Here is a 15,688-nt window from a genome sequence, read left to right as displayed (position 1 = left end):
TGTTGACAAGCAGTCATTCATCCTCAACAAATATTTGCCAGTATGCATGCCTAAATAAACGGTAACTTATGGTGCTGTTGCCGCCATCCCCAAAGCCAACAGCAATCTCTACCCCAGATCCAGTATCCCTCCAGCGTGAACGAGAAATTATTTCACCTGTTCCATTTTGTTTGATAACCTACTGAGAATTTAAGGTTTATCGGCTTGGTGGGTTGGCGCAGAGAAAAACGCACTGGCCTCTAATGCTGGGGATTCTCTACCTGGTGGAAAATATAATGCATAGAACATCAAGTCGTTTTATTCAATATTCGCGCGAGACGCATTTCTCATGAGATGCGCGAGAAGAATAATCAGCTGTTATGCATCCGAATACCAGGAAGTGAATGGAATCTATGAAAAATTATGATGTTCAATTTGAGTTGTCTTACGAAGGTAATGACTCAGACGGTCATGAAATTGATATGTATGATGTGTCACAAGCACTCATCGGATTTCAACGATCTCTTGCAATTACAACTCACTTAATACTTAACGGAAAAGTAATTGTTCAAGCCCCTTCTCTTAAGGGGGCAAAAATTTATACTTTCCCGTCAGAAGAAGGGAGTTGGAAGGTTAAAGCTGGAATTCTTGTATTAGGGACAGCTGCCTATCATGTTTCAACTGCTCCCAATAATACTCCTCTAGGTCATCTAGTCTATTCTGCATACGACTATGTAATATCACAAAGCTTGGGCTTTCATGTGGATTACGATAAATCTCTTGGCCAATTATATGAAGAAGCGGAAGAGAGCAAGATAGAGCTACCGAAAGTGCGTGAGACACAACTTGATTCGGTGATCGAAAAGTGCTCTACGGCCATAACCGAAATCCATCGACCCATCTACAAAAACAAAACAGCCAAGACAGCAAAAATATATACAAACATCAATAACCAAGATGTTCCGCTTAACCCCACATTATCAATGGATACCTTTCAGTACATCATTGAAGAATTCACTAATGACGAAGTAATTGAAATACGTGGTTTTGTATCAAGCTACAGCTCAAATACGTTTAAAGGACGTATTTACGTTCCAGCACAGGAAAGATCTATTCCTTTTGTATTGGCCGAGCCTATTAGAGGTGAGAGTGTCATACGGGATATGGTAGAGAGTCTAAAGGCAAACGCATTACGTAACTATGATGAAAAGCCTTACGAGGTCTTTTGCAAAGCCCAAAAGATAACCACCAAAACAGGTCATCTTAAAAGCTACAAAATACTGGCGGTATCTTCCGTAGGGTTCAATTAAATGCATAACAAAAAGTTTAACCTGACCTCGGCTGCGTCGTTCGATTTTGTGGCTTTACGCTACGCTACCACAAAATCAAACAACTCCGTCTCGTCAGGTTAACTTGGCGTTAGGCTAGAAAAGAATCTAAATGGACAGCGAAAAATACTCAAGCGATTCACCTGTACGCACTGTGAGTGAAGACAGGTTTTCACGATCGACATTTTCCGCGAGAGTCGCAAATGTAATTTCTGAACGACAAGAGCCTTCATCTATAACTATCGGGCTTTACGGGCCGTGGGGTGATGGTAAAACATCAGTACTAAATTTCATCGAAGAATCAATAAAAGAAAACGGTTCGGCGATCACGGTCAGGTTTAATCCATGGCTGTTTGGCAGCGTTGAATCCCTATTGCTTGGTTTTTTTGATGTATTAGCAGATGCATTGGATGCAAAATTAATAACACAAGGTGAGAAGTTTAAAGACATTTTGAAAAAAACAGCTCCCGGAATCGCATCGGTAGCTGGTGCGAAGGGATTAGGCGAGGCTGTTGGTGCATTTTTGCATGGACCAGACATCATCGAACTACGGAATCGCATTGAGAAAGAGTTGGAGGATTCACAAAAGCGAATTTTAGTAATAATCGATGATGTTGACCGATTAGAGAAAAGCGAAATTCAAGCGCTATTTAAACTGGTAAAGCTTGTTGCTGATTTTAGGTTCACCGCTTACATTCTTGCCTTCGATAAGGATATTGTTGCGTCCTCACTATCTGAGAATTATTCAGGAGCAAATGGAAAGTCTGGTGAGCAATTTTTGGAGAAAATAATACAGGTCCCATTACATCTACCTGCTGTCCCGGCAAAAGACTTAAGGCAGTTTTGTTTTCAGGGTGTCGATGAAGCACTTAGTACTTCTGGAGTCGAGCTATCAGAACAACAAGTTCAAGAATTTGTTAGGCACTTTACTCTTGCTTTTGATGAGAACCTAACAACACCTAGAAAAGCAAAACTTTACGGTAATATCCTAATGTTCTCCCTTCCTATACTAAAAGGTGAAGTTAATCCAGTAGACTTAATGTTGTTAGAAGGCTTACGGACATTCGCACCAGAACTATATGAAATTGTGCGCAAGAATAAAGACTCTTTTGTCGGTACTTTTCATGACTCATATCATCACAATGCAGAGCCAGAAAAACAAAGGATCAAAGACCTTATTGATGGGGTATTGACAAAAACAGGAAAAGTCACGTCTGGCTATATTGAACTACTGAAAAATATGTTTCCAAAACTACAGGCAGTATACGGAAATATGCACTATGGAAGTGACTGGTATCAAAAATGGAATGATGGGCAGCGCATCTGTGCCGAAGGGTACTTTGATCGTTATTTTACCTACGCTGTCCCAAAAGGAGACTTTCCAGATGCTGCTATTAGTCTGCTTATCAATACTATAGAGGGAACTGGTGGAGAAATTTCCGCTGAAAGCAACCCATTACACGACGTTCTTACATCAGATAATTCAAGGGTACTAATTCGTAAACTAAGAAATAGAGCGAATTCACTAAATGCGTTGCAGTCAACCTACCTATCTCTGGCAGTTTGCCAACTGGCTTCTGAGTACCCCAATCCTGAGAGTATGTTTGGCTGGGATGATCCGCATACACAAGCCGCAATGCTAGTAAGCGACCTTGTCCAGAAATTGGAAAAGAAAAATAGAGTTGATCATGTTGTAAGGTGCATTAGGCAAACCACCACTTCTGCGTTTCAGCTTGAGATATTTAAATGGTTACGAAAAGAAGAAGATGACAAACCAGAGAAAGATGCTTTTTCTACGGAAGAGGTGGCAGAAATTGGTTTAGAATTAGCGGATTGCTTAGATAATCACCTTAAATCAGTCAACGATATTACATCTGGAGAAAAACGAATTTTGCCTCATACTTTTTATATATTAAACCAGTATTCAAAGAAAGAATCGATTATCAAACATATTTCCTCGATTCTTGAAAAAGATAAGTCAGCAATTGTACGATTGCTCGATGCTTATACACCTACAGCTTGGGGTATGGAGACAGGGATTTCACATAAATCCGATTTTGAACGTGATCAATATAACTCACTAATTAGAATTTTTGATCCAGGGTATATATTGAAGTCTATCGAATCATTCTTAGGAAATATCCCTGATGATCAGGAAAATTACCCAAGAGATTTTGAGAGAAACGATAGATCAATCGTTTTGCATCAGTTTGTATGGATTCATCGTCGAGTATTGTTGGAAAAAGATGAACAAAAAGCCTAACAAACACATACACACGGACAACAAAAAGCGCCGCTCGTTCCTCGCGCTGCTTTTTGCTGCCGGTGATGTTAGGCGTTATTCTGAAGTTAAATAAGAGTTTTATATGGCCAGACAGTTTGTCAGAGTTATTTTAGTAATTGTTCTTATCTTTCTTGTCGGTTGCAATGGAAACGATGAGCTGCCGCTGTATGGTAGTCCTACTAAAATTCCTCCCGGAGAGACTCCAATTGATGTGGTTTGCGGTATTCAAAAAGAATTCAAAATATTACCTAAACCACTCATGCAACGCATGAGTTACCAAAGTGACTGGACTTCTCATCGAATTGGTGCTGCCGCCGTACGTCATAAAGGTTTCTATCGTGTTCATCTTCGGCAGGAGGCGTTGGACTTTTTGCAGCGACATTCAAGGCTGGAATTGGTTGCTAGTCTTACTCCATTATTTATTGACCCCGATGTTGGTGGTGAAGCTGCTGTCTTATTAGCCGGCATTCCTGCCGGTTCGGACAGTATGCAAGGATCAATTACCCGAACCATTGCAGGACATATTGAGCAATCCAGATATAAATCTCCAGATCGGCCCGGCAGCTGGTATGATAATGTAGATCAGAGATACCATACAGTAAGCTCCCTATATGGACTTACGAATTCTACTTCAAGAGTTCACAAAAAACAGATACCGGAATATCCCGGCTCTTTGGAAGAGGCGATAGTTGATTTATTGGACGCTTTTAGCCATTCACCGCTGGTTCCTTTGGAAGGGAGCTATCTGCACCTTCCGCAACCACATAACGAAGCCTTAGTTGAAAGGTGGATTTCCAATCATGGTGTACCTACGCTAAAAAGCAAAGCACAGGCATTTATCGACAGATACAAAGGGGATTTTTCGGGCTTTGCAATGTTACCTTTGATGCCGTATCCCCAAAGTCAGCTACAATCAAATGAACTTTATATGATGTGGCTTCTAGGATTGGAAAAAGAATATTGGCCAGCGATACTGCAACTGACATCAGGTGCTAAATTGCCGAACAAAGCCAGGAAACAGTTTCGTAAGGCTTTTGTTGACATGGTTTACAGGAGTTGCCAGTCAATACAGGAAAAATAACACCGGGAATCAATGGGGTCAGTGTCATTGATTTTAATAGCTGAAGTCGAAATCAACGACACTGACCCTGTCGATCCCTACTTGCTGTCTGCACTGACCAGCCCCTGCTTCAAATACATATGTAATCCAGCTTATGACGAAAAAAAGGATATTCCATGCTGAAGCGATGGATGTGATTTAGAACCTTTTGAACAGGCCAATGCGAATATTGTGCGAGTGGAAGTTGGCGTCATGGGAAAACACATCGGTCTCGGCGGCCGGTCGAGATAACAGATTGCTGCCATCAACAATGTCGGGATAGTAGGTATAGACATAATCCCCGCGCAATAACCAGCCATCACCAAGCTGGTGGTTAACCCCGAGGTTGGCAGAATAGCCAAGTTCGGTTTTTTTGTCACTGAACGAGGCTGCGGACGGGACGGCATCATCGAAGAAGTTAAACCTGTATTTGAACCGACTGAGGGTCGGACCAACCGCAAGATGAACCATCGTATCGCCGAAGCTGTAGCCAATTTTAGGGCGAATGCTGAGAGCAAAATTGCTTTCAAGCTCCGTGCTGACGCTAAAGGAATTTGCGGCTGGAAGCACGTAGTTGACATTGCGGCTATGCTTTTCCGAGTAATTCATACCGGTCAGATCGACCTCGATGCCGTAGACGAGATTGCCATTTTGCACATCATATCCCAACAAGGCTGACCCGCTCAGCGCCTTGTCACTAATCTCTTCCTGAAACGTGCTGTTGAGCGTTGAAATGTTTTGGGTATTGAAATAAGTACCATCGCTGACGGTTGTATCCGGGCTGGCTTTACCATAGAACCCACCAATCGCAAAGCCGCCATAGAGGCCATTCCACTTCTCGCTAGTTTCTTGGGCATAAGCACTGCTGCTGATTGCGATCAGGCTGCCAAGAACAGTGGTCCACACTAATCGTTTCTCAATTACCATCTGCAATATCCTTCAAAGTTAAAATAACAACTTATATCCAAACTTCTAATCATGGATCAATAGGGTCAGAGTCATTGATTAATCAATAATGAATTAATAGAGTCAAAGGATCAATAGGGTCAGATTCATTGATTAAACAGGAGTAAGGTATTAATCTTGCCTGAGTTTCAAGGAGGAACAGTATGGCTCGCTTACCCAGACTCTATATGCCTGGTTGTGCCCAGCATGTGATTCAACGAGGTAATAACCGGGAGGCCTGCTTCTATAATGAAGCAGATTATAAGGCCTACCTAGCGTTTCTCAAGGACGCAGCAACCAAATACCACGTCGCCATCCATGCCTTTGTACTGATGACCAATCATGTCCATTTGCTGGTGACGCCCAGTGACCGGCAGGGTATCAGCCGTATGATGCAGGCACAGGGTCGCAAGTACGTTCAGTACATCAATTTGACCTGTGGCCGTACGGGAACCTTGTGGGAAGGGCGGTACAAATCCACACTGGTGGATGCCGAAAATTATCTGCTGACGGTATACCGTTATATCGAGTTGAACCCCGTAAGAGCCAACATGGTGCAACATCCCTCAGAATACCCCTGGTCCAGTTACAGGAGCAATGCCCTGGGCAAGCCTATCCAGTTGTTGACACCCCATTCAATGTATCGTCAACTGGGAAAACTCGACACGGAGCGGCAGCGTGCTTACCGCGCCCTGTTTCGCGGTAAAGTCCCGGAACGGGACTTGAAGGCGATACGGGAAGCGACGAACAAGGCTTGGGCCCTGGGTGATGACCGGTTCAAGGCGCGGATAGAGGCCCAGACCGGCCGGCGGTCAGTGCCTTTGGGGCGGGGTGGAGACAGAAAGTCGGCGGCATTTCGGGAAAGCCAAAATTGATGACACTGACCCTATTAATCAGGAAGAATATTATGCGTATTACTCTACCGCTGGGGCTGTTGCTGTTGGTTTCCCTGTTGCTATCGGGTTGTGCCGGCATGATGTCTGGCTATGAAAAGCCCCAGGTGAATATCACCTCGTTTGCATTGGCGCCGAAAGCAGAGACCGGGCGGGCGCCCCGTTTCAATATCGGCATACAGGTGATCAATCCGAACCGGGAGACCTTGGCCCTTCAGGGTATGAGCTACTCCCTGGAGGTGGAGGGCAACCGGGTGTTGAGTGGTGCCACCGCTGATCTGCCGGAAGTGCCAGGTTACGGAATGGCGGAGTTCGTGATCGAGGCGAGTCCCAACCTGCTTGGCGGTATCCGACTGCTCAGTGATCTGTTTACCCGCCAGCGGGATACGCTCGGTTTCAGGTTCAAGGCACGGATTGATGCGGGCGGCATACTGCCCTATATCAACCTGGAGGAGTCGGGCAGTTTCAGTCTGTCCGAGTCTGGCCGGTCGCAGGGGATTTGAATCGACCAGCGAACCGATAGCGTTTTGATGATCTACCGGCAGATATGTTGAAAAAGCGGCACCTCTTCCCCTCCCTTGATGGCCGCCGGGCTATGCTTAGCTATGCACAGAGCCGATTCAGGGCGTAGTAACAGGGCTGGGGAGTGGTGATGCTGAAGGATTGTCCACATGCTGAATAATGGTCTGGATAGCGGTTGGGCATGGTGGCTGTGTCTGGTCCTGTACAGTTGCGGGCTGTTGGCCGCGTTATGGACCGCACCTTGGCGCAGGCTTTTCTCGCAACGACTGCTGCAACACCTGTTTCTCGGCTCCACGGTAGCACTGATCGGTTTCTGGCAGATGCGGGCCGGGCTTTCCCCCGGATTGAGCATCCATATTCTTGGTGCGACCACGATGACCCTGATGTTCGGCTGGGATCTGGCGGTGGTGGCCATGAGTCTGGCCCTGCTGGGGATTATCCTGTTTGGTCGTCAGGGATGGGCCTCGTTGCCGGTCAGTGGTTTTTTAGTGGTCCTGATCCCGGTATCGGTGAGTTATGGACAACACTTGCTGATTCGGAAATTCTTGCCCAAAAACTTCTTTATATATTTGCTGGGTACCGCGTTTCTCGGTTCCGCCCTGTCAATGGCGGCCATGGTGCTTGGGACTGTCCTGCTTTACTCACTGGCCGACGTCTATCCCATGGAGAAACTCTCCTATGAATATCTGGTGTTTCTGCCGCTGATTATGATGTCGGAGGCCATGTTTAACGGTATCCTGATGACGGGATTGATGGCCCACTTTCCTGATCTGATCCGCACCTTTGGCTCCAAACACTATATCGATGGCCATTAATCAAGCGGATTAACCTTCTGCGTTGTCCGGTTGAAAATGTCAGGCATATTCCTCACCATTCAAGACTCTATTCGCACCAGGCCGCAGACAATCTGTTCCGGGTTCCACTCAGGGGAACAGAACAGATCCCACTCAGAACCACCGGACATGCCTCCAGGATACTCAAATGCCAGCAACCCGAACCGTCGTTTTGATACTGCTGACCCTGTTGGCATTTGCCGGAAATTCCGTGTTGTGCCGCATAGCATTCAAGGAGACCAGCATCGATGCCGCCAGCTTTACCTCGATCCGGTTGCTGTCCGGTGCCCTGATGCTCTGGTTGATTGCCCGTTTCTGGCGCAGGGTAAATAGGGGGAAGGGGAACTGGACTTCTGCCGTTACGCTGTTTGTCTATGCCGCTGCTTTCTCCTTTGCCTACATCAGCCTGACCGCCGCCACAGGTGCCCTGATCCTTTTTGGTGCAGTACAGGCAACCATGATCGGTCACGGTGTGTTGACCGGTGAACGGCTCCATAAGCAGCAGTTTATCGGCCTGATACTGGCGCTGGTCGGGTTGGTTGGTCTGTTGCTGCCCGGTCTGTCTGCACCACCATTGATCGGATCAGTACTGATGTTCATCTCCGGTGTTGCGTGGGGTATCTATTCATTGCGTGGTAAAGGCACGGATGATCCGATTCGGATCACGGCGGGAAATTTCCTGCGTGCCACAATGCTGGCCGCCTTGTTAAGCCTTGCGCTGATATCCGGCAGTAATCTGGACATTGTTGGTGTCTGGTACGCCATTGCATCGGGCGCACTGGCATCGGGAGTGGGTTACGCCCTCTGGTATACCGTACTGCCGGCAATGAAGGCGACCAACGCGGCCACTGTGCAGCTCAGCGTGCCTCTTATCACCGCGTTGGCAGGCATTATTATTCTTGGGGAGCCTATATCGATTCGTTTCATGCTGGCATCCCTGGCAATTCTTGGTGGTATTGCCTTGGTCATGATGCACAAGGAGCAGTCGATTAGTATCGATACAGGTGGTTCTGTGGCTGTGGAAGAGGGACAGGGATGAATCCAGGTTTTATTTTTTGATAATGGATAGGGTATAAAAGGCTTCAGCCCCCATTATCAGGAGAAAAAGGTGGATTTTAAGCAAGAGATCGATAGACATCTGGGATGGATAGAAACGGTTGCTTCCCTGTTCGGGAAGGAAGAGGTGACGCAACAGGCCCGACAGGAACTGGCTCAACACGATCGTTGTGCGCTCGGGCAGTGGCTGCATTCGGAAGAGACTGCCCGCTGGAAAGAGTTACCTGAACTTGAGCAGTTGAAAAGGGATCACGAGGCGTTTCATAAAATTGCCGGAGAGTTGCTCCTTGTCCTGGAGGCTGGAGATGAAACCAAGGCAGTGGCATTGCAGCAAGCGTTGATTCAAAAATCGCAAAAAGTCATCGGTAACCTCCATCTGCTTGAAGAAAAAGAGCAGGCAGCAAAGGAAGAAAAATAATTTAGTAGCTATGCAGGTTGGCGTCACTTATCGGGTGACTACCTGGTCGCTTCCTGGGGGTGTCAATGGCCTTAACTGTTCCATCTATAAACAGCATACCTATGGATCTGATAGGTTATGTGCAGGATATGTATCTGCTGGCCGCCCAGGGCGAGAAGCAAGGGATCCTGTTTTGGGTGGTTGTGTATACTTTTATTGTTTCGCTTTACTCCCTGATATTCCAGGTTAGAACCCGGTACTGGCCCTATACCCTGGGACAGCTCAGTCGTTTGGCAGTGGATAAATTTGGCGGGCCTGAAAATACCGCAGCTGGCCAGAACTATATGGGAAGGGCGCTATACCGGTATGACGTGGGCGGAGAGTCCTATGAGGGCTCTAGGGTCTCGCCCTGGGTTATCGTGGCCAGTCATAACGCAAAGTTTCTGTTGGAGAAACAACTATCCAGGGTACAGCAGTACCCGGATGGAAAGGTGCGGGTGTTTTATAACCCGAACAAACCGCAAAAAAGCTATCTGATAGTGGCAGGGAAGGCGGGAATCGTCTTCACGGTGTTACTGGTTGTGGTGCCGCCGCTTGCTTATTTCTTTAGCTACGCTGGATAGTGATGACCGGTTGGCCATCATTACCCGGAATAGCGCTGTTGGGTCGTTCATCTAGCCCGGCTCTTTCAGACCCAGTTTACGCATCTTGTCCCACAGTGTCTTACGGCTTATGCCCAGCACATTGGCGGTATTGGCGATCTTTCCGCCATTTTCTGTCAGCACGCGGCTGATATAATCCCGCTCACACTGCTGAATATAGTCGGAAAGACTCTCTTCCCGTTGATCGCCCATACTGGCAAGGACCCGTTGCCAGGTGTCACCAAAAAGATCCTCGGGCTGCAGCAGGGTCGACTGATTGAATATACAGGCCCGCTCCAGACAGTTTCTCAGTTCACGGATATTGCCGGGCCAGGGGTAGGCCAGCAGAGCCTGTTCAGCCCGGGGGTGAAGTGTGCAGGGGCGGCGCTCCTCTTTTGCGGCCACACCATTCAGGAACAGCTGGGCATGCCACAAAATATCATCCGGGCGGTCACGCAAGGGTGGAACCTGAATATTCACCACGTTGATGCGGTAGAAGAGATCCTCACGAAAACTGCCATCCGCGACCATCGCCTCCAGATCCCGGTGGGTGGCGCAAACCAGGCGGATATTAACTTGCCTGACCTGTTCTGAACCGATCCGGGTAATCTGCCGTTCCTGTATGGCCCGCAACACCTTTACCTGTATCTGTAAGGGCATATCGCCAATCTCATCCAGGAAAAGTGTGCCACCGTCAGCCTGCTCAAAGAAGCCGCGCTTGTCACTCACTGCGCCCGTAAAGGCACCTTTCACATAACCGAATAGCTCTGCTTCGATCAGTGATTCGGGAATGGCCCCGCAGTTGACCGCCACGAACGGGGTCTGTTTGCCGGAAGGGCTGGCACTATGCAGTGCCTTGGCGACATACTCTTTGCCAACACCGGACTCACCCGTCACCAGGACGTTGGAGTCACTGGCGGAAATCCGTGGTAGGGCCGCCTCTATGGCCTTCATGCCGGGTGACACGCCCAGGGGGAAACTGTCGCTGGTGGCCGGTATCAGTCGCTCGCAAAGGCTCTTCACCTTGGCCAACAGGTCGGCCACTTCAAACGGTTTGGTCAGGTAGTCCTCCGCGCCCAGTTTGAGCAGACGAACCGCCTGGTCCACTGAACCATAACCGGTGACAAACAGGAATGGCGGCAGAGTTCGTCCATCGTTCAGCAACTGTTGGTAAAGCTGTTCGCCGGTAAAATCCGGCAGGTTGATATCGCTTATCACCGTGCTGAAGTTTTTATGCTTGAGTGCATTGAGTGCGCTTTTACCATCCTTAAACCACTCGCAATCATAGCCTTCCACTTCGAATCGCTCGACCAGCGCTTCGCCCAGAATCTCATCATCTTCAATCAGGCAGATATGATGACTCACGCCACCTCCACTTCGTTTTCATCAATCGGTATAGTCACTACGAAACTCACCGTTCCGTCCCTGCTGTCCACTTCAATCACGCCCGCCATCTGCTGAACCAGCTGATAGGTCACCCAGAGCCCCAGGCCGTGACCGCCTTCCCGGTAGGAGACAAAGGGCTCAAACAGATTCTTCAGGCGCTCCGGGAGTATGGGATCGCCGTTATTGATAACCTCGATACGAATCTGTTCCTGATTGCTTGAGATGGCACACTTCACCCAACCGCCATCACCCGCCGCCTGGATGGCGTTATTCAGTAAGTTGATCACTACCTGGCGTACCGGACTGGCTGGCACGGCGGTCGATGCGGGTAGGTCGATATCAAAAGTCAGGTTCACCTGGCGTTTTGCCGTGGTGGACTGCATCAGGGTGTAAACATCTTCCAGGTCCTGGCGTTCCAGGCGGCGCTTCTGCTGGCGGGCCTCCACCAGCAGCGCCGCCACCGTATCCTTGACCTGTAGCAGTCCGCGCTCAACCAGTCCCAGTGTGCGCAGGGTCCGCTCATCCAGGTGATCTCTCTGCTTCAGGGTGTCCAGGGCGGTCAACATGCCCGCCAGGGGGTTGTTGATCTCGTGCGCGATACCGGCGGTCAGGCGTCCAATGGCGGCCAGGCGTTCCGCGCTTAATATGCCCCGCTCCAACTGCTCTTTCTCACGCAAGGCCACGACCATGCGGTTATAGGCTTTGAAGAGATGCCCCAGTTCATCGGCATAGTTATAGAGTTCCGGTTGCAGTTGCTCAGGCAGATGGGTCTGTATCTCGTCCATGCGATGGGCCAGGCGCACCAGGGGTGTCGCCATGCGTTGTCCCCAGTACCAGTTGATCGGCAGCAGAACCGCCAATACCACCAGGCCGATGATGACGCCGTGGAGCGCGCTGCTGGCGAACATGTAGTATAGCAACGAGCGCGAGTACAAAAGCACCAGTGTCCCCAACCGGGTGTCGCTGTCGATCATGGGGATAGCTGCAAAGGTAAACTCGGAATCGTCAGGCGTGATAATGGTCGTGGGGGGGATATCCAGTGGCGTGATGGTTTCAATCAGCTCCGGGAATCCCTGGCCCAGATCACGCAACTCGGTCAGCATGGGGAAGTTGTCAGGATCGCTGGAGACAAATATCTGTTGCTCCTTGGTGACCACCATGGCGACCACGGGTTGAAAGGGGTTGTCGGAATGGGCGTCGGTAAACGGTGCTTTGACGATTTCAAAACCGCGCCAGACATCGTCATGCAACAGGGTCGGGATCAGTGTTCTGGCCAGCGTGGAGCCGAGGGTTCCGGCACTGGTGGCGAGTGTGGATTCAATATTGTGATAGCTGCGGTAGAGGAAAACACTACAGACTGAAAGCGTGGAAACGATGATCAGCACAGCACCCCACAGGGGGATTTTATGCTTGATACTGAGATTGAACAGCCAACGGGTCACGTGGGATTGTACTCCCCAAAGACTTGCATCATCTCTGCGACATTATCATAAAGTGTTGGCGATTGAACGCTGAAGCCGTCCAGGTTGAGGCGCTTCAGCAGCGCTCTCCCTTCAGGGTTTTCCGGCATGGCGAGTAACATCTGCTGCATCTGTGAAAAATAGTTTTCGTCCACGCTGTAGATGTTGGCCACCATGGGGGGGAAACCAAATCCACTGGACTGCCAGATAACCCGGGTGCGGGAGGTCAATGCCGGTTCCAGCATGGTCAGGGTGTCCCAGACAAAGCTGTCAACCGCGCCACCCTGGGCCAGTCCCGATGCCACTGCCTCAACCACCTTGCGATGTGACCAGGTGAAAAAGCTCTTTTTGAAATAGCGCTCCGGATCCTGATTCATTTTATGGATCTGGTAGCGGGGCACCAGGTAGCCGGTGTTGGAGTAGGGGTCGGCATAGGCAAATATCTTGCCCTGCAGATCCTCAAGACTTTTAGTCTGTTTGTCCTTCGCGTTGACGAGCAGGTAAGAGTGATAGACAGGCTTCTGTTTATACAGGGGAACCGCAAGCAGGCGAAGCAGGTGACGCAGGTGCAGGTAGGGGTAATCGCATACCCAGGCAAAGTCCAGCTGATTGAGTCGCAGCAGGTCCATGGTCTCCCGGTAGCTGTCCCGCTGGATAAAGTCAGTCTTTTTACCCAATTGTTTGGACATATAGACACGCCAATCCTCCAGTAAGGAATACTGGTCATGAAGGAAGGCGGGTGTCATTCCAAAGCGAACCAGATCTTTGCCGGCCCAGGCGGAACGGGTGAAGCCTGAAACACCAGCTCCACCAGCCAGTAACATCAGCGGCATTGCGGATCCGGCCTGAAGCAACTTTCTGCGGTTACGACTTTGTAACCCCTTCATACGCTTACCCTCCAGTTTGTTACGTTTTTGTAACCAAAAAACAGGTGGAAGAAACCTGGTAACGATTCCGTAACCGATTCCCCCCGGTGGTTAATCGGTAAATCCGGGTGAGAGTGGATATAGTCCTTAATATTCAAAGGGTTAAGTAATTTCAAGGTAATTGGTACGGGTATTGCTCAACGAGTGTCAGACGCGGTTTGGTTATTTCTGATCCGCAGATGCCAGAAAAAATACTTTACACCATTAAATCCAAAAGTCACTTCGGAGGCAAAGCCCATGAGTGAATCAAAACCCCAGGTCTCTCGCCGGGACTTCCTGAAAAAAATGGCGAGCGGATCGGCGGTAGCGGCTACAGCAACTGCTGCACCCGGTATGGCCATCTCGGCAGCACGGCCCAAGCGTTATGCCATGGTCATCGACACACGCCGCTGTATTGGTTGCCAGGCCTGCAGTGTCGCCTGCAAAACAGAGAATGATGTGCCGTTGGGCGAGACCCGTAGCTGGGTCGAATATATCGAGAAAGGTGAGTTCCCCAATGTGCGTCGCAGCTTCCTGCCGCGACTCTGTAACCAGTGCGAAAAGCCGCAGTGCGTCGCTGTTTGTCCTACGGGCGCCACCTATAAACGCCAGGAAGACGGAATTGTAGTGGTCGACAGCGATGTCTGCATCGGCTGCAAATACTGTATCCAGGCCTGCCCGTACGGTATGCGCTATATCAATCCAAAAACGGGAACCGCGGATAAATGCGATTTTTGTCTGCACCGGGTGCAGAACGGCATCGTCCCGTCATGCGTCAATACCTGCCAGGGGCGCGCACGTATCTTCGGCGATCTAAACGATCCGGACAGTGAAGTATCCAAACTTATCGCTACCAATGCGACCACTGTTCTGCGTCCCGAAATGGGCACAGAACCGATGGTTTACTACATCGATGCGGATCATGCCGATCAACGGGATGCAGCTAAACAGGGTATCTATATCCGTATAGAGACCAACCGCCGCCAGAAAGAGAGGGTCTAGTCATGCATGAGTTAACTTGGGGTCTTCCCGTCATACTTTATCTGTTCCTGGGTGGCATGGGTGCCGGCGCCGGTGCAGTCAGTGGATCAATATTCCTGCGCAGTGGTGGTGGCGACCTGGCCGGATCCAGTTTCCGTTTTGCCCGTTGGGGTGCGATGTTAGCACCCGTGCTGGTGATTATCGGTACCGGTATGATCGTCTTTGAACTGGGCTCTTTCCAGGCCGGTAACTACTTCCGTTTTATCAATCTGTTCCTGACCATCAACCTCTCCCCCATGTCCATCGGATCCTGGGTGTTGGCGCTGTTTATTCTGGTCAGTCTTGCTTACGCCTATACCTTTATAAACAGGAATGCCCATCCGGGCGATGAACTGCAGAAGCTGCGCAAGATGCTCGCCTGGGCCATGGTGCCGCTCGGCGTGGGGGTTGCACTTTATACCGGTATTCTGCTGGGTGCCATGCCGGCCCGTCCGTTCTGGAACTCACCCATTCTGGCCATGCTGTTCCTGGTGTCGGCGCTCTCCACCGGTGTCGCGGGCATCCTGTTGGTTCGCGCCCTGTTTGGCCGCAAGCAGGTGATCAGCAAGGAGTCATTCGAGCATCACAGCTACATACTGGGCTCTTCCGACATGCTGTTGATCGGCCTGGAGATACTGGTGATCTTCCTGTTTGTGATGTATGCCCATCTCACCATCGGTAATGTGGAAGCGGCCGTATCGGTCATCATGGGTGGTGAACTGACCACACTGTTCTGGTTGGGGTTTGTGGTGCTGGGACTGCTGTTGCCCGCCGCTATCGAAATGAAATATGTCATGCCTACGCTGCTGTACCAGAAGGAGTACTCGATACCACGCACGATGGAGATAGTAATCTGCGCACTCGTATTGGTCGGTGGATTCATGTTGCGCTACATCGTCGTCATTGCTGGCCAGGTTACTGGCCCTACCGGAATTTGAGG

Annotated in this window: 15 protein-coding genes; 11 read left to right on the top strand and 4 right to left on the bottom strand. The window is 49.6% G+C overall.

Translation table 11 applies throughout. The features are described 5' to 3' along the window. Positions 1-383 precede the first annotated feature (383 nt). From AAY24_RS06440 to AAY24_RS19135, 3 genes are all read left to right on the top strand, one after another. Complete coding sequence (locus tag AAY24_RS06440) at positions 384-1,289, top strand: DUF7946 domain-containing protein (protein ID WP_046858987.1); 906 nt, start codon at positions 384-386, stop codon at positions 1,287-1,289. Between the two features lie 130 nt (positions 1,290-1,419). Beyond that, positions 1,420-3,570: a KAP family P-loop NTPase fold protein gene (locus AAY24_RS06435; RefSeq protein WP_046858986.1), complete on the top strand. Its 2,151-nt coding sequence runs from the start codon at positions 1,420-1,422 to the stop codon at positions 3,568-3,570. A gap of 103 nt (positions 3,571-3,673) precedes the next feature. Beyond that, a complete protein-coding gene (locus tag AAY24_RS19135; RefSeq protein WP_199930508.1) occupies positions 3,674-4,672 on the top strand; it encodes a hypothetical protein in 999 nt (332 codons plus the stop codon). Positions 4,673-4,849: 177 nt separating this feature from the next. Here the strand turns inward: AAY24_RS19135 and AAY24_RS06425 are convergent, their stop codons facing one another. Further along, positions 4,850-5,617 (bottom strand): outer membrane protein, encoded by a 768-nt coding sequence (locus AAY24_RS06425; protein ID WP_046858984.1) that lies wholly within the window; start codon positions 5,615-5,617, stop codon positions 4,850-4,852. 182 nt (positions 5,618-5,799) lie between these two features. On the opposite strand from AAY24_RS06425, the gene AAY24_RS06420 reads away from it, so the two are divergent. From AAY24_RS06420 to AAY24_RS18445, 6 genes are all read left to right on the top strand, one after another. After that, complete coding sequence (locus AAY24_RS06420) at positions 5,800-6,510, top strand: transposase (protein ID WP_046858983.1); 711 nt, start codon at positions 5,800-5,802, stop codon at positions 6,508-6,510. A gap of 32 nt (positions 6,511-6,542) precedes the next feature. Continuing rightward, positions 6,543-7,031 carry an LEA/WHy family protein gene (locus AAY24_RS06415; protein ID WP_046858982.1) on the top strand — a complete coding sequence of 163 codons (489 nt, stop codon included), beginning with the start codon at positions 6,543-6,545 and terminating at the stop codon, positions 7,029-7,031. Between the two features lie 168 nt (positions 7,032-7,199). Further along, a complete protein-coding gene (locus AAY24_RS06410) occupies positions 7,200-7,865 on the top strand; it encodes an energy-coupling factor ABC transporter permease (protein WP_046858981.1) in 666 nt (221 codons plus the stop codon). A 166-nt stretch (positions 7,866-8,031) separates the two neighbouring features. Beyond that, the gene (locus AAY24_RS06405; RefSeq protein ID WP_046858980.1) at positions 8,032-8,922 is read left to right on the top strand and encodes a DMT family transporter; all 891 of its coding nucleotides are present in this window, start codon (positions 8,032-8,034) and stop codon (positions 8,920-8,922) included. Between the two features lie 69 nt (positions 8,923-8,991). Continuing rightward, positions 8,992-9,357, top strand: coding sequence for a CZB domain-containing protein (locus AAY24_RS06400; RefSeq protein ID WP_046858979.1), 366 nt, complete (start codon positions 8,992-8,994; stop codon positions 9,355-9,357). Between the two features lie 101 nt (positions 9,358-9,458). Then, positions 9,459-9,959 carry a DUF3592 domain-containing protein gene (locus AAY24_RS18445; RefSeq protein WP_052761102.1) on the top strand — a complete coding sequence of 167 codons (501 nt, stop codon included), beginning with the start codon at positions 9,459-9,461 and terminating at the stop codon, positions 9,957-9,959. A gap of 51 nt (positions 9,960-10,010) precedes the next feature. Here AAY24_RS18445 and AAY24_RS06390 read toward each other — a convergent pair whose 3' ends face one another. From AAY24_RS06390 to AAY24_RS06380, 3 genes are read right to left on the bottom strand one after another with little or no spacing between them, the layout of a single operon-like run. Further along, the gene (locus tag AAY24_RS06390; protein WP_046858978.1) at positions 10,011-11,342 is read right to left on the bottom strand and encodes a sigma-54-dependent transcriptional regulator; all 1,332 of its coding nucleotides are present in this window, start codon (positions 11,340-11,342) and stop codon (positions 10,011-10,013) included. Beyond that, positions 11,339-12,805: a sensor histidine kinase gene (locus AAY24_RS06385; RefSeq protein ID WP_052761101.1), complete on the bottom strand. Its 1,467-nt coding sequence runs from the start codon at positions 12,803-12,805 to the stop codon at positions 11,339-11,341. Before AAY24_RS06385 ends, AAY24_RS06390 begins: the two co-directional genes overlap by 4 nt. After that, complete coding sequence (locus AAY24_RS06380; RefSeq protein ID WP_234422282.1) at positions 12,802-13,569, bottom strand: substrate-binding domain-containing protein; 768 nt, start codon at positions 13,567-13,569, stop codon at positions 12,802-12,804. The genes AAY24_RS06385 and AAY24_RS06380 overlap by 4 nt, the downstream gene beginning before the upstream one ends. Positions 13,570-13,986: 417 nt before the next feature. Here AAY24_RS06380 and dsrO point away from each other — a divergent pair, with 417 nt between their 5' ends. Both dsrO and nrfD read left to right on the top strand, forming a co-directional pair. Next, the gene (gene dsrO, locus AAY24_RS06375) at positions 13,987-14,730 is read left to right on the top strand and encodes a sulfate reduction electron transfer complex DsrMKJOP subunit DsrO (RefSeq protein WP_063370451.1); all 744 of its coding nucleotides are present in this window, start codon (positions 13,987-13,989) and stop codon (positions 14,728-14,730) included. A gap of 2 nt (positions 14,731-14,732) precedes the next feature. Next, on the top strand, positions 14,733-15,686 hold the full coding sequence (gene nrfD / locus AAY24_RS06370) for an NrfD/PsrC family molybdoenzyme membrane anchor subunit (protein WP_046858975.1): 954 nt from the start codon (positions 14,733-14,735) through the stop codon (positions 15,684-15,686). Positions 15,687-15,688 lie beyond the last annotated feature (2 nt).

This window comes from Sedimenticola thiotaurini (genome assembly GCF_001007875.1).
In the GTDB taxonomy this organism is placed as follows: Bacteria; Pseudomonadota; Gammaproteobacteria; order Chromatiales; family Chromatiaceae; genus Sedimenticola; species Sedimenticola thiotaurini.
This window is presented reverse-complemented; position numbering and strand designations above follow the sequence as displayed.